Here is an 18,306-nt window from a genome sequence, read left to right as displayed (position 1 = left end):
ACCCTCGACGGCTCCGGCTCCACTAGTCAAGTTTGAGGACTCCCGTCATCGCCGCACAGACGACTCCCCGGGCTTCGGCCTCCGCGCTCTCCGAACTGATCCACTGCTCTGCCGTATTCATCCCCGGTGACCCCGCCCGCACCGGCCGGGTCGCCTTCTGGCACCCGGACGGTTCCGTTCCTCCGGCCGTGGATCCGGAGTCGGCCGCGCACCTGACCGTCGTGGTGCCCGGCGACGACGGCGTCGACGCCGTGCGGGTGCCGGCCGCCCTGCTGCCGGTGGACACCGCGCTCGCGGTCCTCGCGCGGGCGCGGGCCGCAGCCGGCGGGCACCGGGCCGCCCGGTTCTGGGGTGTCGCCGCCCTCCACGCCCTCCAGTTGGTGGCGCGCGGTCTGCTGCTGCCCGGGCTGTCCCCCGCCGACCACGACGTCTGGCGTGTCGGCCCGCTGGACGCCGCGGACGTCGAGGCGATCCGGCGGCTCGCCGCCGCGATGCCGCCCGAGGCGCACGCGGTGCCCCTGGAAGGCACCGACAGCACCGGTCCCTGGCGTCTGCCCGATCCCGAACGGCTGCTGCACGCCTTCCTCGACGCCGTGGCCGACACCCTCCCCCGCTCCCCCGCCGCCCGCCTGGTCACCGGAACCGCGGCCTTCGCGGTTCCGGAGCCCCAGCGGCTGCCAGGACTGCGGCCCTGGGCCGCCGGTGTCGCCGCGGGCCACGACGCGGGCGTACGGCTGTCGCTGCGGATCGAGGTGAACGGACTCCCCGACAGGACGGACGACGCGTCCGGCGACCCGCCCGGCAGCACGCCCGAGACCGCGGACGTGTCGTTCCGGGCCGTCCTGCAGATGCACGGTGTGAGCGATCCCGCGCTCGTCGCGGACGCCGCCGACGTGTGGTCCGGGAGGGCGGGTGGGGCCTTCGACTCCTCCGCGCCGATGAACGCCCTGCTCGCGCTGCGTCGCGCGGCGCGGGCCTGGGCACCACTGACGCCCCTGCTGTCGTCGGCCGTGCCGGACGCGGTCGACCTCGTGGAGGAGGAGATCACCGATCTCCTCGGCGAAGGCGGCCGGGCACTCGCCGCCTCGGGCGTCGACGTCCACTGGCCCAGGGAACTCGTCCGCGCACTCACCACCCGCGCGGAGGTCGGTCCCGCCGACGACGACCGGCCGGAGCCCGCGAGGGCCGGCTTCGCGGAAGGATTGTCGTTCCTGTCCGCCGACGCGCTGCTCACGTTCGACTGGTCGTTCGCGCTGGGCGACCGGAGCCTCACGCGCGAGGAGCTCGACCGGCTGGCCGAGCTGAACCGTCCTCTCGTACGGCTCCGCGACCAGTGGATGCTGATCGACCCCCGGGAACTGGCCAGGGCCCGCGCCCGCCGGAAACACCGGATCACCCCCGTCGACGCGCTCGGCGCGGCACTCACGGGATCCGTGGAGGCGGACGGGGACCGGATCGAGGTGCGGCCCACCGGGTGGCTGGCGGCTCTGCGGGACGAGCTGGCGGACCCAGAGGCCCAGGAACCGGTAGCGCAGCCCGCCGCCCTCGCCGCCACCCTGCGCGACTACCAGCGGCTCGGCCTCGACTGGCTGGTCCGGATGACGTCCCTGGGCCTGGGCTGCTGCCTCGCCGACGACATGGGCCTGGGCAAGACCGTCACCCTGATCGCGCTCCATCTGCACCGCCAGACCGATCCCGCGTCGGCGGGGCCCACCCTAGTGGTGTGCCCCACCTCCCTGATGGCCAACTGGCAGCGTGAGATCGAACGCTTCGCGCCCGGCACCGCCGTACGCCGCTTCCACGGCGCCCGCCGGTCGCTGGACGATCTCCTCGGCGGCGAGGTCGTGCTCACCACGTACGGCACCATGCGGCTGGACGCCGCCCGGCTGGGCGGCGTCCCCTGGGGCATGGTCGTCGCCGACGAGGCCCAGCACGTGAAGAACCCGTACGCGTCGACGGCCCGGCAGCTGCGTTCCATCGGCGCACCCGCGCGCGTGGCGCTCACCGGCACACCGGTGGAGAACAACCTGTCGGAGCTGTGGGCGATCCTGGACTGGACGACGCCCGGACTGCTGGGCCGGCTCGGCACCTTCCGGACACGGTACGCGGCCGCCGTCGAGAGCGGACGGGATCCGGCCGCCGCGGACCGGCTGGCCCGCCTGGTACGCCCGTTCCTGCTGCGTCGCCGGAAGTCGGATCCGGGAATCGCGCCCGAGCTGCCGCCGAAGACGGAGACCGATCACGCGGTGTCGCTCACCCCGGAGCAGACGGCGCTGTACGAGGCCGTGGTGCGCGAGGCGCTGGCAGAGATCCCGGGCGCCGACAGCATGGCGCGGCGCGGCATGATCGTGAAGCTGCTCACCGGCCTGAAGCAGATCTGCAACCACCCGGCGCAGTTCCTCAAGGAGGAGCGGCCGGTGATCGCCGGACGGTCCGGGAAGCTGGAGCTGCTGGACGAACTCCTCGACACGGTCCTCACCGGAGGGACCGGCGTCCTGGTGTTCACCCAGTACGTGCGGATGGCCCGGCTGCTCAAACGGCATCTGGCCGCGCGGGGCGTCCCGGCCCAGTTGCTGCACGGCGGCACGACGGTCCCCGCACGCGAGGCGATGGTGCGCCGCTTCCAGGACGGCGAGGTGCCGGTGTTCCTGCTGTCGTTGAAGGCGGCGGGCACCGGGCTGAACCTCACCCGCGCGGAGCATGTCGTGCACTACGACCGCTGGTGGAACCCGGCCGTCGAGGCGCAGGCGACGGACCGGGCGTACCGCATCGGCCAGACACGGCCGGTTCAGGTGCACCGCATCATCGCCGAGGGGACCGTCGAGGACCGCATCGCCGAGCTGCTGGTGCGCAAGCGCAAGCTGGCCGACGCCGTGCTCGGCTCCGGCGAGGCGGCGCTCACCGAGCTGACGGACGCCGAGCTGGCGGAGCTGGTCGCACTGCGAGGGGGATCGCGATGAACGCGTACGACGGTGACGAGGCCGGCGGGGAACGCACCTTCGCCGCGCTGCCGCCCTCCCAGGGCCGTGGTTTCGCGCGGACCTGGTGGGGCCGGGCCTGGCTGACCGCGCTGGAGGGCACGGCCCTGGACTCCGGGCAGCTCAAGGCGGGCCGCCGGCTCGCCCGCGCGGGAGCGGTCGGCGCGGTGTCGGTGCGGCCCGGCCGCATCACCGCGGTCGTACAGGACCGGGACAGCACGAGGCACCGCGCGGATGTCCTGTTGCAGGAGCTGTCCGGGGACCAGTGGGACCGGTTCCTGGCCGTGGCCGTGGAGCGGGCCGGGCATGTCGCGGCGCTGCTCGACCGCGACATGCCCACGCATCTGGTCGAGGACGCGGAGTCGGCCGGCGTCGAGCTGCTGCCCGGCCTCGGAGATCTCGAACCGGAGTGCGACTGCGGGGCCTGGGACCACTGCGGTCACACGGCGGCGCTGTGCTACCAGCTGGCCCGGCTGCTGGACCAGGACCCGTTCGTCCTGCTCCTGCTGCGGGGGCGGGGCGAACGCGCCCTGCTGGACGCGCTCCGGGCGCACGGCGACGCGTCCGCCGGGCAGCCCGCGGAGGACGGTGCGCAGGGCGTGGACGCGGCCGAGGCGTATGCGACCGGGGACATCCTGCCGTCGCTTCCCGGCCCTCCGGTGCTTCCCGCGGAGCCCGGGGTTCCGCCGTCGCTCGACACGGAGGACGGACCGGCGGAGGGCATCGACCCGTCCGCGCTGGAGTTCCTGGCCGCCCGGACCGCCGCGCGGGCCCACCGGCTGCTGGCGCGGGTGCTGCGGGACGGGCAGGTGGGGGAGCCGGAGACGACGGTGTCCCGGGACGCCGTACGGCTGGCCGCCGGTGAGCCCGCCGGCGTGGTGGCGGACCGGCTCGCCGAGGGGTCGGGGCGCGGCCGGGACGACCTGGCCGTGGCGGTCCGTGCCTGGCGGCACGGCGGCGCGGCGGCACTGGCCGTGCTCGACGAGGAGTGGACGGTGCGCGGGGACAGCCTCGCACGCGCGCGTGCCGCCCTGGATTCCGCCTGGGACGGGGACGAACGGCCGGCTCTCCGGGCCCGCGCCAACCACTGGACGGTCGTCGACGCTCCCGTGCAGCTGCGTCTTGGGCGCGACGGCCGCTGGTGGCCGTACCGGAAGGAGTGCGGCCGCTGGGTTCCGGCGGGTGGCCCCGCCCAGGACCCGGCGACCGCTCTGGCCTCGGCGGAGCGCGCCGACGGGGAGTGACGCTCCGCCCCCGTCCGCGTCAGGGCAGTGCGGCGGCCCCCAGGGACGGCAGCAGCGACTCCAGGCCGCTCGGGAGGTTGCTGGGCACCCCGCTCGGCAGTCCGGTGGGGAAACCCGAGGGCAGTTCGGTCGGAAGACCGGAGGGGAGCGCGGTGGGGAAGCCCGAGGGCAGAGCGGTGGGAAGAGCGGAGGGCAGCTCACTGGGAAGTCCGCCGGGGCCCGTGGTCGTCCCACTGGGCTCCTTGTCCGGTGAATCGTCGCCCTCCGAGGCCATGAGCACGATGAGGGAGACGGCCGCGACGGCCACCATCACGGCGAGCAGGATCAGCAGGGGCCTGCGTCCGCCGGGGCCGCGTCCGGGACCGCCGCCGTGGTCCGCGGGCGACGGAGGCGCGGGCGGAGGCGCGCCCCCGTACGGGGGCGGGCCGAAGCCGCCGCCCGGGGGCGGCGGTGTGTCCTCCGGCGGGCCGGGCGGCTGCTGAGGCGGTACGGGTGGCATGGCCATACGCACCATGGTCGCCGTGGACACGGTGCCCGCGCGAGGGCGCCGTGCGGAAGTTGAGACGCGGTCGGACCTTCCGTGCCATGAGGGTGGCGTACTCCGCGCGGAGAGCACGCGGCGTGCGCACGGCGCGTGAGAGCGTGAACGGGCGCGTCCGGGGCCGTTTCCGTGTCCGGCGTGCAGGGGCCGAGCCGTGCGCGCGGGGACACGGCCGTGCGGCGGCCGAGCCGTGCGCACGGGGACACGGCCGTGCCGCCCCTGTGCGGGGGCGGCATCCCTTCCGGGGACAGCACGGGGCGCGGCCGTCCCGGACACGCCCGGGTCGGCCGCGCCCCGCGCGGTGGGAGGTTCAGCCCCGGGCGCCCAGCAGGTGGTCCATCGCCAGCTGGTCGAGACGCTCGAACGCCATGCCCCGGGCGGCGGCCGCGTCCGGGTCGAAGTCCTCGAAGGCGGACCGGTCGCCGAGCAGCGACTGGAGGCCGTCGGCCGCCGTGGGCTGCGCCAGCTCGTCCAGACGGGCCGCGCGCAGCGCCTCCTGCACCTCCGGGTCCGCGCGGAAGGCCGCCGCGCGCTCCTTGAGGATCAGGTAGTTGCGCATGCAGCCGGCCGCCGAGGCCCACACTCCGTCGAAGTCCTCGGTCCGCGGCGGCTTGAAGTCGAAGTGCCGCGGGCCCTCGTACCCGGCCGTCTCCAGCAGGTCCACCAGCCAGAACGCGGCACGCAGATCGCCCGCGCCGAAGCGGAGGTCCTGGTCGTACTTGATCCCGGACTGGCCGTTGAGGTCGATGTGGAACAGCTTGCCCGCCCACAGCGCCTGCGCGATGCCGTGCGGGAAGTTGAGCCCGGCCATCTGCTCGTGGCCGACCTCCGGGTTCACGCCGTACAGCTCAGGCCGCTCGAGGCGCTCGATGAACGCCAGGGCGTGGCCGATGGTGGGCAGCAGGATGTCGCCGCGCGGCTCGTTCGGCTTGGGCTCGATGGCGAAGCGGATGTCGTAGCCCTGGGAGGTGACGTACTCGCCGAGCAGGTCGAAGGCCTCCTTCATCCGGTCGAGGGCGACACGGACGTCCTTGGCGGCACCGGACTCGGCGCCCTCACGGCCGCCCCAGGCGACATAGGTCTGCGCGCCGAGCTCGACCGCGAGGTCGATGTTGCGGATGGTCTTGCGCAGCGCGTAGCGGCGCACGTCGCGGTCGTTGGCGGTGAAACCGCCGTCCTTGAACACCGGGTGGGTGAACAGGTTGGTGGTGGCCATCGGCACCTTCATGCCGGTGTCGTCCAGCGCCTGCCGGAACCGCTTGATGTGCTCCTCGCGCTCGCTGTCGCTCGAGCCGAAGGGGATGAGGTCGTCGTCGTGGAAGGTCACGCCGTGAGCGCCCAGCTCGGCCAGGCGCCGGACCGACTCGGCCGGGTCCAGGGCGCTCCGCGTGGCGTCGCCGAAGGGGTCCCGTCCCTGCCAGCCGACGGTCCACAGGCCGAAGGTGAACTTGTCCTCGGGGGTGGGCTGGTAGTTCATGCCGCGGCTCCTTGCTCGCTGAGACTATTTCGTCATGGCGGTTTACAAATTAGTATGCAGGAACATTTCTGGGAAGAGAGACACCCGCCACGGCGCGGAAGAGGGAGAGACCGATGTCAGCAGCCGAGGGTCCGCTCGTGGTCGGCGTGGACACATCCACCCAGTCCACCAAGGCCCTGGTCGTCGATGTGGCGACCGGCAGGGTCGTCGCGAGCGGCCAGGCGCCGCACACGGTGACCTCGGGGCCCGGCCGGGAGAGTGATCCGCGCCAGTGGTGGGACGCTCTGTCCGAGGCGCTGCGCCAGTGCGGCGAGGCGGCGCACGAGGCCGCCGCGGTGTCGATCGGCGGGCAGCAGCACGGCCTGGTGACCCTGGACGGGCAGGGGGATCCGGTCCGTCCGGCGCTGCTGTGGAACGACGTTCGTTCCGCGCCGCAGGCCGCCCGGCTGGTCGAGGAGCTGGGCGGCGCGAAATTCTGGGCCGAGCGCACCGGCAGCGTGCCGACGGCCTCCTTCACGGTCACCAAGTGGGCGTGGCTGGCGGAACACGAGCCGGACGCGGTACGCGCCACCAGAGCGGTCCGGCTCCCCCACGACTACCTCACCGAGCGGCTCACCGGTGAGGGCACGACCGACCGCGGCGACGCCTCCGGGACCGGATGGTGGGCGTCCGGGACGGAGGCGTACGACGAGGAGATCCTCGCGCGTGTGGGCCTCGACCCGGCGCTGCTGCCGCGCGTGGTGCGGCCCGGCGAGGTCGCCGGGACCGTGCGCGACGGCCACGACCTGCCGTTCTCCAAGGGCACCCTGGTGGCCTGCGGCACCGGCGACAACGCCGCCGCCGCACTGGGTCTCGGGGTGCGCCCCGGCACCCCTGTGATGAGCCTCGGCACCTCGGGCACCGTGTACGCCGTCTCCCGGCACCGGCAGGCCGACCCGACCGGTACGGTGGCGGGCTTCGCCGACGCGCGCGGCGACTGGCTGCCCCTGGCCTGCACCCTCAACTGCACACTCGCCGTGGACCGGGTCGCGGCCCTGCTGGGTCTGGACCGCGAGGCCGTCGAAACCGGCCGGGGCGTGACCCTGCTGCCCTTCCTGGACGGCGAACGCACCCCGAATCTCCCCCACTCCTCCGGCCTGCTGCACGGCCTGCGGCACGACACCACCGGGGGCCAGCTGCTCCAGGCCGCCTACGACGGCGCCGTCTACTCCCTGCTGGCCGCGCTGGACCTCGTCCTCGACGAGGACGCCGACCCGTCGGCGCCCCTGCTGCTGATCGGAGGCGGCGCCCGGGGAACGGCCTGGCAGCAGACCGTACGGCGGCTGTCGGGGCGGCCCGTACAGGTGCCCGAGGCCAGGGAACTGGTCGCGCTCGGTGCGGCGGCGCAGGCCGCCGGTCTGCTCACCGGTGAGGACCCGGCGGCGGTCGCCCGGCGCTGGAACACGGCCGCGGGGCCGGTGCTGGAGACGGTGGAGCGGGACGAGGAGACCCTGTCCAGGCTGGCCGGGGTACTCTCCGACGCGGCCCCGCTGCTGGAGCGGGCCCCGGACACCGACTGACGGCACCGGCCGGCGCGTCCGCCGGCTGTCCGTGCCCCGCCCGACGGCCCGACGCCGGCGGGCGGACGCGGACCGGCCGGCGGACGCGGACCGGCAGGTACGGCCCCGCCGGAGCGACCGGCCGGCACCGGACCACGGGCTGCGGCCCACGGAAACGGGCCGGGCGCTTCCGGTCCGCAGGCGCGGGACCGGACGGCGGGGGCGACGGACAGCGCACCGACGACAGCAGAGACCGAGGAACGACGGAGGAATGAGCGCACCGCCGCACAAGACCCGGCCGGCCGGCCCGGGACGCGCACTGCCCGACACCCAGCAGGGCATGCGCCGCCGCAATCTCGCGCGGGTGATGCACACCGTGAGCGCGGAGGGGCCGCTGTCCCGGGCCGCCGTCGCCTCACGCATCGGCCTGACCCGCGCGGCGGTGTCCACACTGGTCGACGAGCTCATCCGTTCCGGTCTGCTGGAGGAACTGGGACCCGAGCGGCCCGGACGCGTGGGCCGTCCCGGTTCGGCCCTCGCCGTCAGCGGGCACGGTCCGGCGGGGATCGGCGCCGAGGTCGGCGTCGACCATCTCGCGGTCTGCGCGGTCGATCTGCGCGGCCGGGTCAGGGCGCGGGCGGTTCGGCACGTGCCGAACCGGGACCGCTCCCCCGAGCCCGTCCTCGGGGAACTCACCGAGCTGATCCACCGGGTCCTCGCCGGGACCGAGGGCGAGGGACTGTGGCCGGCGGGTCTGGCCGTCGCCGTCCCGGGTCTGGTGGCCCGCGACGCCCGGACCGTCGTACGCGCCCCGAACCTCGGCTGGCTCGACAGGGACCTCGGTGATCTGCTTCCCGCGCGGTTCCCGCTCACCGTGGCCAACGAGGCCAACTTCGGCGCGCTGGCGGAACTGTGGCTCGGGGAGGACACCCCGCGCGACTTCCTCCACGTGTCGGCCGAGATCGGTATCGGTGCCGCCATTGTGGTGGACGGACGACTGCTGCACGGAAACCGCGGCTTCGCGGGCGAGTTGGGTCATGTACCGGTGTGGCCCGACGGGCCGGCGTGCGCCTGTGGCGGACGGGGCTGCCTGGAGCAGTACGCCGGCGAGGAGGCGGTGCTGCGCGCCGCCGGGCTGGAGCCGGGCGAGGACCGCGTCGGTCTCCTCGCCGGCCGCGCCGGGCAGGGGGACGCGGGCGTACGACGTGCCCTGCACGACGCGGGGACGGCCCTCGGGATCGCTCTGACCGGGGCGGTGAATCTGCTGGACCCTCAGAGCGTGGTGCTGGGCGGAGCCCTGTCCGGGCTCGCGCCGTGGCTGCTGCCTTCCCTGCGGTCCGAGCTGGCCCGCCGTACCGCGGGACCGGCCTGCCCCGTCTCCGTGTCCGCGCTGGGCCCCGAGGGCCCGCTGCTGGGCGCGGCGCACTCGGTGGTCCGGGGGATCCTGGACGATCCGGCGGCCGTGGCGGAGCGGGTCTGACCCGCGGTCCCCGGGCGCCGCGTCACCCCCGCGCGCCCGGCGGGCAGGCCGACACCACCTGATCTCATGTCAGCAGCCCGCGGCCACCGGGACTTCGGCCGCTCGGCCACCTCACCGCTCGATTACGGAACGTCCAACTCATGGTGTACGGAGGTTGAGCAGGCAACCATGAGGGCATGACACCGGCACAGCGAGCCATGGAGCAACTGCTCACCTGGTCCGACCTTTCGTCCTGTCCGGCCGGATGCGGCACGGGCCAGGCGCTTCGTACCACCCGTGACGAGATCCTCCACTTCCACTCCGCGCGGGACGTGGACCTCCACCTCACCCACCGCGCGATCCAGCGTTTCCACTACGACCTGGGGGGATCGAGCGCGATCAGGCTGATCCCCGGTTCCTGCTGGGTGACGGTGCATCTGGACTGCGCCACGGACGTGGACCTGCTGCTGAGCCTGGTGAGCGTCGCCCTGAAGGCACACCAGAACCGGCCCCCGTCCGCGTCGCCGACGTCGTCCGGGTGCAACTTCCACCGCGTGGCCGTGCTGCCGCGGGACGTGGCGGCCGGCCGCTGAGCGACGGTCGGCACAGTGGCCTCACGGCCGCAGACCGCCGACGATGTCGGCGGTCGCCGTGAGGCCACTGTGGATCGTGGGCGCGATGCTGGTGCCTGCCAGGTAGAACCCGAGCAGCAGACAGACCAGCGCGTGGGAGACCTTCAGCCCGCTGTTGCGCAGGAAGATCACCGCCAGGACCGAGAGCAACAGCACCACAGAGATGGAAACGGCCATCGTCAACCTCCTCCGCCACATCCGTTTCGCGGCGTTCGGCCGCAAGTGTGGCGTAGCGGAGGGTTCGTCCGGGCTGCTGACCTGTCCGCCGAACGTGTGGTGTCACGTCCTGCGACGGACGTCGAGGAAGGACTCCAGCCCCGCGAGGTCGTCGGTGTTGAGGTGGTCGACGTCCGCCGCGAGCAGTTCGCTCCACAGCGCGTCGCGGGCGGGACCGGGCTGGTCGGGGGTGGCCCAGAAGCGCACCCGTTGCCCGCGCGTGTGTGCGGTGCGCACGATGCCGTGCAGTCTCCCGCGCTCGGCGGAGGGAAAGTCCCCGACCCCCCGCCAGGTGAAGTTGAGCGTCCAGTTGTCGCTGATGAGCGGGACGAAGGAAGCCGGTGCGGGGGTGCCGAGGTCGGTGAGCCGGCCGTCGTAGAAGGCGCGGCGGACCCGTTGGGCCTCCATGGGGACGCGGGCGGCGCGGTCGCCGGAGACGACGGCCGTGACGGGGCCGGGGAACACCCTGCCGTGCGCGTAGGTGGTGAACAGGTGGCGGTGGCGGCGCAGTCGGCGTTCGAGTTCGAGGTAGGTGGCCGTGCCCTCGGTCTTGATGTCGATCAGCAGTTGGAACGGCCCGCGGTGCCCGCGGTACACGGATCCGCGGTTCGCGCGGACCCGGGCGGCGAGCGGGTCGAGATAGAGGGATTCGAGGGTGCGGGACGGGTCGAGGTCCTCGGGGTCGTGGGCGACGAGGAGTTGACCGTCGACGAGATAGATGTCCGCCTCGACGCTGCCGAAGCGATGGCCGAGGGCGTCGAGGAGGGGCCGGGGGTGCTCGTAGTCGTTGTGGGCGTGGGCGCGCCACAACGGGCGGGGGCGGTGCCTCTGTTCGCCGGCCGGGGCCGGGGCCGCGGGGAGGGCGACGGTACCGGCGAGGGCGGCGCCGAGGGTGCCGAGGGCTCTGCGACGGGTGGTGAGGGCCATGCTCTGCCTCCCTGGAGATGCCGTACGGGGTCCCCGCGAGTATGGGGTCCCGGCAGAGCAAGGAGGAGTGTCGTGCGGGGAGTTGGCCGATCCGCCGTCGGGGGTTCACCTCATCGGTGCGGGAGGCACGGGAGAAGCCCGCCCCTGGGGGGACGGGCTTCTCCGGTGTGGTCGGGCCGGTCAGGGTGCGCGCAGGTCGACCAGCTCGGCGAGCGCCTCGCGATGGGCGCCCGCCGTCCCGTAGGCGATCGAGTCGGCCTTGGCCCGCTTGAGGTAGAGGTGCACCGGGTGCTCCCAGGTCATGCCGATGCCGCCGTGCAGCTGCAGCGCCTCCTCCGCGGCGCGGACCGCGACGGGCGCGGCGTAGGCCTGGGCGACGGTGACCGCGATGTCGGCGTCCGCACCGGCGGTGAGCGCGTCGGCCGCGTTGCGGGCGGCGGCGCGGAGGCCGGCGACATCCAGCCACAACTGGGCAAGCCGGTGCTTGAGCGCCTGGAAGCCGCCGACGGGCCGGTTGAACTGCTTGCGCTCCTTGAGGTAGCGCACGGTCTCGGTCAGCGTCCAGTCGGCGAGGCCGAGTTGCTCGGAGGCCAGCAGCCCGGCGCCGGCCCGCAGGGCGCGGCGGACGGCGGGTTCCGCGTCGCCCAGCCTGCGGCCCGGGGCACCGTCGAGGGTGACGGCGGCGAGCGGCCGGGTGAGGTCGAGGGACACCTGCGGGGTGATCGTGGCGTGGGCGGCGGCGATCGCGTACAGCCCGCCGTCGTCCGCGGGCACCAGCAGCACGTCGGCGACGGCGGCGTCGGCGATGCCCGTCAGCTCCCCGTGCAGCGCACCGTTCTCGAGGCGTACGGTCCGGAAGGCGGCGTCCGGCGCGGTGTGCAGGCCGACGGCGAGCGCGCCGATCTCCGTGGCGGACGCGAGTCCGGTGAGCAGGTCGTCGGCGCCGCAGGCCAGCAGCGCCTCGGTGGCGACGACCGCGCTCGTCAGATACGGCACCGGCGCGACCGCCCGCCCCAGTTCCTCCAGCACGACGGCGGCTTCCCGGTGCGTAGCGCCCTGCCCGTCCAGTTCCTCCGGCACCAGCAGACCGGCGAGGCCCATGCCGTCGGTGAGCGCCTTCCACAGCTTGATGTCGTGCGGGGCGTCCGACTCGGTGCGCGCGATGACGCCCGCCGCGTCGCAGTGGTCCGCGAGCAGGGCGCGGACGGCGGCGCGCAGCGCCTCTTCCTCCTCCGAGTACAGAAGATCACTCATCGGGCCAGGTCCTTCCAGGCGACGTCCTTGTCGGTGCGCGGCTCGGCCGGCAGGCCCAGGACGCGCTCGGCGACGATGTTCAGCAGCACCTCGCTGGTCCCGCCCTCGATGCTGTTGCCCTTGGAGCGGAGGTACCGGTAGCCGGCGTCCCGGCCGGTGAAGTCGACCAGTTCGGGGCGGCGCATGGTCCAGTCGTCGTACAGCAGGCCCTCCTCGCCCCGGAGTTCCACCTCCAGGCCGCTGATCTCCTGGTTCAGGCGGGCGAAGCCCAGCTTCATTCCCGCGCCCTCGGGTCCTGGCTGCCCGGCGACGAGCTGCTGGCGCAGGCGTTCACCGGCGAGCCGGGCGACCTCGGCCTCGACCCAGAGCCTCAGCAGCCGCTGGTGCAGATCATGGGTGCGCAGCTCGGGGCGTTCGCGCCAGGTCCTCGAGACCGGGCCGATCATGCCGCCCTCACGGGGCAGCCGCATGCCGCCGATGGCGACGCGCTCGTTGTTGAGCGTGGTCCGGGCGACCCGCCAGCCGTCGCCGATCGCACCGAGCCGGTGGGTGTCGGGAATCCGGACGCCGGTCAGGAACACCTCGTTGAACTCGGCCTCGCCGGTGATCTGGCGCAGCGGGCGCACCTCGACACCGGGGTCGGTCATGTCGCAGACGAAGTAGGTGATGCCCCGGTGCTTGGGCACGTCGGAGTCGGTACGGGCGATGAGGATGGCCCAGCGGGCGAGATGGGCGCTGGAGGTCCACACCTTCTGCCCGTCGACCACCCAGTCTCCCCCGTCCTCACGCACGGCGCGGGTGCCGAGCGCCGCCAGGTCGGATCCGGCGCCCGGCTCGCTGAACAGCTGGCACCAGACCTCCTCACCGGTCCACAGGGGCCGCAGGAAACGCCGCTTCTGCTCCTCGGTGCCGTACTGGAGGATCGTCGGCGCGGCCATGCCCAGGCCGATGCCGATGCGGCGCGGATCGTTGTCGGGCGCGCCGGCGGCCGCCAGCTCGGCGTCCACGACGGCCTGGAGGGAGCGGGGGACGCCGAGGCCGCCGAGTCCTTCGGGGAAGTGCACCCAGGCGAGCCCGGCGTCGAAGCGGGCCCGCAGGAAGTCCAGACGGGCGGTCTCGGCGGACGAGTGGGGCGGGCCCGCAAGGCCGTCGGTCGAGGAGGGTGACGGCGGACGTGTGGGCGGGTGCGTGGCCAGCAGCTCCCGGGTGAGGCGGCGCAGTTCGGCGGCGTCCCTCATGCGTCGGCTCCCTTCTCGGGCGAGGGCAGCACCGCGACGCGCCCGGTGGTGACACCGTCGGCCACCCGCTGCACGGCGTCGGCGGCCGCGGCGAGCGGGACGCGCTCACTGACCAGCGGCTTGATCGCGCCCCGGGCGGCGAGATCGGTGAGCCGTTCGTGGCAGTCCCGGACCAGCGCGGGGTTCTTGGTGTTGTACAGGCCCCAGTGCAGGCCGAGGATCGCATAGTTCTTGATGAGGGCGTGGTTCAGGGCGGGGCTGGGAATGGTTCCGCTCGCGAAGCCGACGACCACGATCCGGCCCTCGAAGGCGACGGCCTTGGCGGACTGGGCGTAGGCCTGACCGCCGACCGGGTCGTAGATCACGTCGGCGCCCCGGCCGCCGGTGGCCTCCTTCACGGCGGCCACCACGTCCTGCTCGCGCCGGTCGATCACCACGTCGCAGCCCAGCTCGCGGGCGACGGCCGCCTTCCCGGCACCGCCGACCACCCCGATGACGGTGGCGCCCGCCGCCTTGCCGAGCTGCACGGCCGCGCTGCCGACCCCTCCCGCGGCGGCGTGGACGAGCAGGGTCTCGCCGGCGCGCAGGGCGGCCCGGCGGTGCAGTCCGAACCAGCCGGTCTGATAGCCGATGTGCAGCGCGGCCGCCTCGGCGTCGTCCAGCGCCTCCGGCGCGGGCAGCAGCGCGGCGGTGTCCGCGACGGCGTACTCGGCGAAACCGCCGTACGGCAGTGCGGGGCTGGCGATCACCCTGCGCCCGTCCTCGGTCTCGCCGCAGATCTCGACACCGGGGGTGAACGGCAGCGGGGGCCTGACCTGGTACTGGCCCCGGCACATCAGGGCGTCCGGGAAGTTGATGTTGGCGGCCCGCACCTTCAGCAGGGCCTGCCCCTCGCCGGGGGTCGGCCGCGCCACGTCCGCGAGGCGCATCACCTCGCCCGGCTCGCCGAGCTCGTGCACTTGCCATGCCTGCATGCGGGGCCTCCACGGGACGGTGAACGTCATGTCCGGCTGACCGGTCCACCGCATACTAAGCGGTCGCTTGCCCATCGGGGAACAGTTTCGTCCGTCACGCCCGGCGGTCCTCGCATCACCCCCGCCCGGGCCGCGCCCGTACGTGCATCCGTTCCCCCTGCGGGCCGAACAGGCTGAGGAACTCCACGGGCCCCTCCCCCGTCGACCCGAACCAGTGCGGCACCCGCGTGTCGAACTCCGCCGCCTCCCCCGCCGCGAGCACCACGTCGTGCTCGCCGAGCACCAGCCGCAGCTTCCCCGACATCACGTACAGCCACTCGTAACCCTCGTGCGTGCGCGGGTCGGGTTCCAGCCGCCGCTTCGGTTCGAGCACCTTGTACGCCTGGAGCCCGCCGGGCCGGCGGGTGAGCGGCCAGTGGGTACGGCCGTGACGCACGATCGGCCCGGACGCGCGGATCCGCGGATCACCGACCGGCGGCGCGTCGACGAGTTCGTCCAGCGGCACCTGATGGGCCTGCGCGATCGGCAGCAGCAGCTCCAGGCTGGGCCTGCGCAGCCCGGACTCCAGTCTCGACAGGGTGCTCACGGATATGCCCGTCGTCTCCGAGAGCGCCGCGAGGGTCACCTCCCGCTCCTTCCTGATCCGCCGCAGCCGGGGGCCCACATTCGCGAGAACGTCGTCCGTCGTCATCCCGCTATTGCAGGAACGGCAAGTTTGTTTGTCAATGCCGCATCGTCTCAGGGACGGTGGTCGTGGAGGTGGTCACGATGAACGCATGGGACCGGAACGAGATCTATGACGTGGTCGTCGTCGGCGGCGGCGCGGCGGGGCTCTCCGCCGCTCTGGTACTGGGCAGGGCCCGGCACCGCACACTCGTCGTCGACGCGGGCGAGCCCCGCAACGCGCCCTCGTCGCACATGCAGGGCTATCTGACCCGGGACGGAATGGCACCGGCCGACTTCCTGGCGCGGGGACGGGAGGAGATCGCACGCTACGGCGTCGAGCTCGTCCGGGACCGGGTCACGGACGTCACCGGGGACGGGGACTTCACCGTCACCCTCGGCTCGGGAGGAACCGTGCGCGCCCGGCGGCTGATCGTCGCCACCGGGCTGAAGGACGAGCTGCCCGGGGTCCCCGGGATCGCCGAGCGGTTCGGGCGGGACGTGCTGCACTGTCCGTTCTGCCACGGCTGGGAGGTGCGCGACCGGCCCTTCGGGGTGCTCGCCTCGAGCGCGACGAGTGTGCACCAGGCGCTGATGGTGTCCCAGTGGTCGCAGGACGTCACCTTCTTCCTGCACCGGGTCGCCGAGGCCGAGCTGTCCGACCAGGACCTGCGGCGGCTGGCCGCCGCGGGCGTCGACGTGGTGCCCGGCGAGGTCGCGGAGCTGGTGGTCGAGGACGACCGGCTCACCGGGGTGCGGCTGGCCGACGGCAGCACGCACGCGCGCTCGGTGCTCTTCGTCGGCCCCCGCCCGGTGCCGCGGACGGGTCTGCTGGAGCGGCTGGGCGCCGAGCTGGACGAGACCCCGTTCGGCGCCTACCCGGTCGTCGACCCGACGGGGCTGACGACGGTGCCCGGTGTCTGGGCGGCGGGCAACGCGATCGGCTTCGCCGAGCAGGTGGTGCACGCCGCGAGTGGCGGCTACCGCGCGGCGGCCGCGATCGTCGGGGACCTGCTCATGTCCCGCCTGGACGCCGCCGTGAACACGTAAGCGTTCGGGCGGCCGGGGTGTGGAGCGCCCGCCTCCGTAGCACCATGGCCGCATGTTGCTGTCCCGCCTGGCCCGGGTGTCCCAGGAGGTCGCCGCCACCTCGGCGCGGTCCCGGAAGATCGCTCTGCTCGCCGAGCTGTTCCGGGAGGCGGAGGCGGACGACGTGCCGATCGTCATCCCGTACCTGGCGGGCCGGCTGCCGCAGGGGCGGATCGGCGTGGGCCGGCAGGTGCTGAGCCGTCCGGTCGCCCCCGCCGCCGAGCCGTCCCTGACGGTGCGCGAGGTCGACGCGCTGCTCACCGGACTCGGCAAGGTGTCGGGCCCGGGCTCGCAGGCCGAGCGGGCCCGGCTGGTCGGCGAACTGCTGGGCGCCTGCACCGGGGACGAGCAGCGCTTCCTCTCCGGACTGCTCACCGGTGAGGTCCGGCAGGGCGCCCTGGACGCGGTCGCCGTCGAAGGGCTGGCGCAGGCGACGGGGGCGCCGCCGGCGGATGTACGGCGGGCGGTGATGCTGTCCGGCTCGTTGCAGTCGGTGGCCGGAGCACTGCTGGCGGACGGCGTCGGGGCGTTGGAGCGGTTCCGGCTCACCGTCGGCCGGCCGGTGCTGCCGATGCTGGCGCACAGCGCCTCCTCGGTCGCGGAGGCGGTGGGGAAACTGGGGGCGTGCGTGGTCGAGGAGAAGCTGGACGGCATCCGCGTCCAGGTCCACCGCGACGGCGGCACCGTGCGGGTGCACACCCGTACCCTCGACGACATCACCGACCGGCTGCCGGAAGTGACGGCGGCGGCCCGGGAGTTGCGGAGCGAGCGGTTCATCCTGGACGGGGAGGTGATCTCGTTCGACGAGAACGGCCGCCCCCGCTCGTTCCAGGAGACCGCCGGACGGGTCGGCTCCCGGGTGGACGTGGCCGCGGCCGCCCGGGAGGTCCCGGTCTCCCCGGTCTTCTTCGACGCGCTCTCCGTCGACGGCCGCGACCTGCTGGACCTGCCGTTCACCGGGCGGCACGCGGAGCTGGCCCGGCTGGTCCCGGAGCCGATGCGGGTACGGCGCGCCCTGGTGCCGGGCCCCGAGGACCTGGATACGGCGGAGGAGTTCCTCGCCGAGACACTGAGGCGCGGTCACGAGGGTGTCGTGGTGAAGGGCCTGGACGCCCCCTACAGCGCCGGCCGGCGCGGCGCGTCCTGGCTGAAGGTCAAACCGGTGCACACGCTCGACCTGGTGGTCCTGGCCGCGGAGTGGGGCCACGGCCGCCGCACCGGGAAGCTCTCCAATCTGCATCTGGGCGCACGGACGGCCGACGGCGGATTCGCGATGCTCGGCAAGACCTTCAAGGGAATGACGGACGTGATGCTGGCGTGGCAGACGCGGCGGCTGCGGGAACTGGCGGTCGAGGAGAGCGGGTACGTCGTGACGGTGCGCCCCGAACTCGTCGTCGAGATCGCCTACGACGGTCTCCAGCGCTCCACCCGCTATCCGGCCGGTGTGACCCTGCGGTTCGCCCGGGTGATCCGCTACCGCGAGGACAAGAGGTCCGAGGAGGCCGACACGGTGGAGACCCTGCTCGCCGCGCACCCGGAGGTACGGCCGTGAAGGGCTCCCGGAGCGCCGGACTGCTGCTGTTCCGGCGCACCGGCGACGGCATCGAGGTGCTGCTCGGTCATATGGGCGGTCCGTTCTTCGCCCGGCGGGACACCGGGGCGTGGACCGTACCGAAGGGCGAGTACGACCCCGACGAGCCGGCCTGGGAGGCGGCACGGCGCGAGTTCCAGGAGGAGCTGGGACTGCCGCCGCCGGACGGGGAGGCGCTCCTGCTCGGGGAGGTCCGGCAGTCCGGCGGGAAGACGGTCACGGCGTGGGCGATCGAGGCCGATCTCGACCCGGCGACGGTCGTGCCCGGCACGTTCGAGATGGAGTGGCCGCCGAAGTCGGGGCGGACGCGGGAGTTCCCGGAACTGGACCGGGTCGCGTGGTTCGCCCTGGACCGGGCCCGGGAAGTGATCGTCTCCGCGCAGGCCGCGTTTCTCGACCGCTTGGCGGAGCACTCGCCCTGAGGAGACCTCCCGCGTTGCGCCGCCCACCGCCGCGCGGGAAGGTCGGAATGCACAGCCCGTCCC

At 73.9% G+C, this 18,306-nt stretch carries 16 protein-coding genes; 8 read left to right on the top strand and 8 right to left on the bottom strand.

Features of this window, described 5'->3' with window-relative positions:
* Positions 1-32: 32 nt before the first annotated feature.
* Entirely contained in the window at positions 33-2,960 is a 2,928-nt protein-coding gene (locus ACIF9R_RS25780) for a DEAD/DEAH box helicase (protein ID WP_399984496.1), read from the top strand.
* Complete coding sequence (locus ACIF9R_RS25775; protein WP_399984493.1) at positions 2,957-4,222, top strand: SWF or SNF family helicase; 1,266 nt, start codon at positions 2,957-2,959, stop codon at positions 4,220-4,222. The genes ACIF9R_RS25780 and ACIF9R_RS25775 overlap by 4 nt, the downstream gene beginning before the upstream one ends.
* 19 nt (positions 4,223-4,241) lie before the next feature.
* Here ACIF9R_RS25775 and ACIF9R_RS25770 read toward each other — a convergent pair whose 3' ends face one another.
* Positions 4,242-4,727: a hypothetical protein gene (locus ACIF9R_RS25770; protein ID WP_399984491.1), complete on the bottom strand. Its 486-nt coding sequence runs from the start codon at positions 4,725-4,727 to the stop codon at positions 4,242-4,244.
* A 346-nt stretch (positions 4,728-5,073) separates the two neighbouring features.
* Positions 5,074-6,240 (bottom strand): xylose isomerase, encoded by a 1,167-nt coding sequence (gene xylA, locus ACIF9R_RS25765; RefSeq protein ID WP_399984488.1) that lies wholly within the window; start codon positions 6,238-6,240, stop codon positions 5,074-5,076.
* A 113-nt stretch (positions 6,241-6,353) separates the two neighbouring features.
* On the opposite strand from xylA, the gene xylB reads away from it, so the two are divergent.
* From xylB to ACIF9R_RS25750, 3 genes are all read left to right on the top strand, one after another.
* Positions 6,354-7,799: a xylulokinase gene (gene xylB / locus ACIF9R_RS25760; protein ID WP_399984486.1), complete on the top strand. Its 1,446-nt coding sequence runs from the start codon at positions 6,354-6,356 to the stop codon at positions 7,797-7,799.
* A 250-nt stretch (positions 7,800-8,049) separates the two neighbouring features.
* A complete protein-coding gene (locus tag ACIF9R_RS25755) occupies positions 8,050-9,258 on the top strand; it encodes an ROK family protein (protein WP_399984484.1) in 1,209 nt (402 codons plus the stop codon).
* Positions 9,259-9,434: 176 nt separating this feature from the next.
* The gene (locus ACIF9R_RS25750; RefSeq protein WP_399984481.1) at positions 9,435-9,830 is read left to right on the top strand and encodes a luciferase family protein; all 396 of its coding nucleotides are present in this window, start codon (positions 9,435-9,437) and stop codon (positions 9,828-9,830) included.
* A gap of 21 nt (positions 9,831-9,851) precedes the next feature.
* Here ACIF9R_RS25750 and ACIF9R_RS25745 read toward each other — a convergent pair whose 3' ends face one another.
* From ACIF9R_RS25745 to ACIF9R_RS25720, 6 genes are all read right to left on the bottom strand, one after another.
* The gene (locus ACIF9R_RS25745) at positions 9,852-10,046 is read right to left on the bottom strand and encodes a hypothetical protein (RefSeq protein WP_215208049.1); all 195 of its coding nucleotides are present in this window, start codon (positions 10,044-10,046) and stop codon (positions 9,852-9,854) included.
* Between the two features lie 102 nt (positions 10,047-10,148).
* On the bottom strand, positions 10,149-11,012 hold the full coding sequence (locus ACIF9R_RS25740; RefSeq protein ID WP_399984478.1) for a phosphatidylinositol-specific phospholipase C/glycerophosphodiester phosphodiesterase family protein: 864 nt from the start codon (positions 11,010-11,012) through the stop codon (positions 10,149-10,151).
* A gap of 180 nt (positions 11,013-11,192) precedes the next feature.
* On the bottom strand, positions 11,193-12,266 hold the full coding sequence (locus ACIF9R_RS25735; protein ID WP_399984475.1) for an acyl-CoA dehydrogenase family protein: 1,074 nt from the start codon (positions 12,264-12,266) through the stop codon (positions 11,193-11,195).
* The gene (locus ACIF9R_RS25730; protein WP_399984473.1) at positions 12,263-13,504 is read right to left on the bottom strand and encodes an acyl-CoA dehydrogenase family protein; all 1,242 of its coding nucleotides are present in this window, start codon (positions 13,502-13,504) and stop codon (positions 12,263-12,265) included. The genes ACIF9R_RS25735 and ACIF9R_RS25730 overlap by 4 nt, the downstream gene beginning before the upstream one ends.
* A complete protein-coding gene (locus ACIF9R_RS25725; RefSeq protein ID WP_399984471.1) occupies positions 13,501-14,478 on the bottom strand; it encodes an NADPH:quinone oxidoreductase family protein in 978 nt (325 codons plus the stop codon). The genes ACIF9R_RS25730 and ACIF9R_RS25725 overlap by 4 nt, the downstream gene beginning before the upstream one ends.
* A gap of 115 nt (positions 14,479-14,593) precedes the next feature.
* A complete protein-coding gene (locus ACIF9R_RS25720; protein ID WP_399984468.1) occupies positions 14,594-15,169 on the bottom strand; it encodes a helix-turn-helix domain-containing protein in 576 nt (191 codons plus the stop codon).
* Between the two features lie 77 nt (positions 15,170-15,246).
* Here ACIF9R_RS25720 and ACIF9R_RS25715 point away from each other — a divergent pair, with 77 nt between their 5' ends.
* Genes ACIF9R_RS25715 through ACIF9R_RS25705 form a run of 3 tightly spaced genes read left to right on the top strand, consistent with a single transcriptional unit; the run spans position 15,247 to position 18,243 of the window.
* Complete coding sequence (locus ACIF9R_RS25715) at positions 15,247-16,191, top strand: NAD(P)/FAD-dependent oxidoreductase (RefSeq protein WP_399984465.1); 945 nt, start codon at positions 15,247-15,249, stop codon at positions 16,189-16,191.
* Between the two features lie 52 nt (positions 16,192-16,243).
* Positions 16,244-17,782 carry an ATP-dependent DNA ligase gene (locus ACIF9R_RS25710; protein WP_399984462.1) on the top strand — a complete coding sequence of 513 codons (1,539 nt, stop codon included), beginning with the start codon at positions 16,244-16,246 and terminating at the stop codon, positions 17,780-17,782.
* Positions 17,779-18,243 carry an NUDIX domain-containing protein gene (locus ACIF9R_RS25705; protein ID WP_399984460.1) on the top strand — a complete coding sequence of 155 codons (465 nt, stop codon included), beginning with the start codon at positions 17,779-17,781 and terminating at the stop codon, positions 18,241-18,243. The genes ACIF9R_RS25710 and ACIF9R_RS25705 overlap by 4 nt, the downstream gene beginning before the upstream one ends.
* Positions 18,244-18,306: the final 63 nt, after the last annotated feature.

The organism is Streptomyces sp. NPDC086080 (genome assembly GCF_044540255.1).
GTDB lineage: Bacteria > Actinomycetota > Actinomycetes > Streptomycetales > Streptomycetaceae > Streptomyces.
This window is presented reverse-complemented; position numbering and strand designations above follow the sequence as displayed.

Bases quoted from the DNA above. Each gene is read 5' to 3' on its own strand.
- ACIF9R_RS25745 (WP_215208049.1), bottom strand. From the start codon at position 10,046: ATGGCCGTTTCCATCTCTGTGGTGCTGTTGCTCTCGGTCCTGGCGGTG.
- ACIF9R_RS25740 (WP_399984478.1), bottom strand. From the start codon at position 11,012: ATGGCCCTCACCACCCGTCGCAGAGCCCTCGGCACCCTCGGCGCCGCC.
- ACIF9R_RS25730 (WP_399984473.1), bottom strand. From the start codon at position 13,504: ATGAGGGACGCCGCCGAACTGCGCCGCCTCACCCGGGAGCTGCTGGCC.
- ACIF9R_RS25775 (WP_399984493.1), top strand. From the start codon at position 2,957: ATGAACGCGTACGACGGTGACGAGGCCGGCGGGGAACGCACCTTCGCC.
- xylB (WP_399984486.1), top strand. From the start codon at position 6,354: ATGTCAGCAGCCGAGGGTCCGCTCGTGGTCGGCGTGGACACATCCACC.
- ACIF9R_RS25750 (WP_399984481.1), top strand. From the start codon at position 9,435: ATGACACCGGCACAGCGAGCCATGGAGCAACTGCTCACCTGGTCCGAC.
- ACIF9R_RS25710 (WP_399984462.1), top strand. From the start codon at position 16,244: ATGTTGCTGTCCCGCCTGGCCCGGGTGTCCCAGGAGGTCGCCGCCACC.
- ACIF9R_RS25715 (WP_399984465.1), top strand. From the start codon at position 15,247: ATGAACGCATGGGACCGGAACGAGATCTATGACGTGGTCGTCGTCGGC.
- xylA (WP_399984488.1), bottom strand. From the start codon at position 6,240: ATGAACTACCAGCCCACCCCCGAGGACAAGTTCACCTTCGGCCTGTGG.
- ACIF9R_RS25725 (WP_399984471.1), bottom strand. From the start codon at position 14,478: ATGCAGGCATGGCAAGTGCACGAGCTCGGCGAGCCGGGCGAGGTGATG.
- ACIF9R_RS25755 (WP_399984484.1), top strand. From the start codon at position 8,050: ATGAGCGCACCGCCGCACAAGACCCGGCCGGCCGGCCCGGGACGCGCA.
- ACIF9R_RS25720 (WP_399984468.1), bottom strand. From the start codon at position 15,169: ATGACGACGGACGACGTTCTCGCGAATGTGGGCCCCCGGCTGCGGCGG.
- ACIF9R_RS25735 (WP_399984475.1), bottom strand. From the start codon at position 12,266: ATGAGTGATCTTCTGTACTCGGAGGAGGAAGAGGCGCTGCGCGCCGCC.
- ACIF9R_RS25770 (WP_399984491.1), bottom strand. From the start codon at position 4,727: ATGGCCATGCCACCCGTACCGCCTCAGCAGCCGCCCGGCCCGCCGGAG.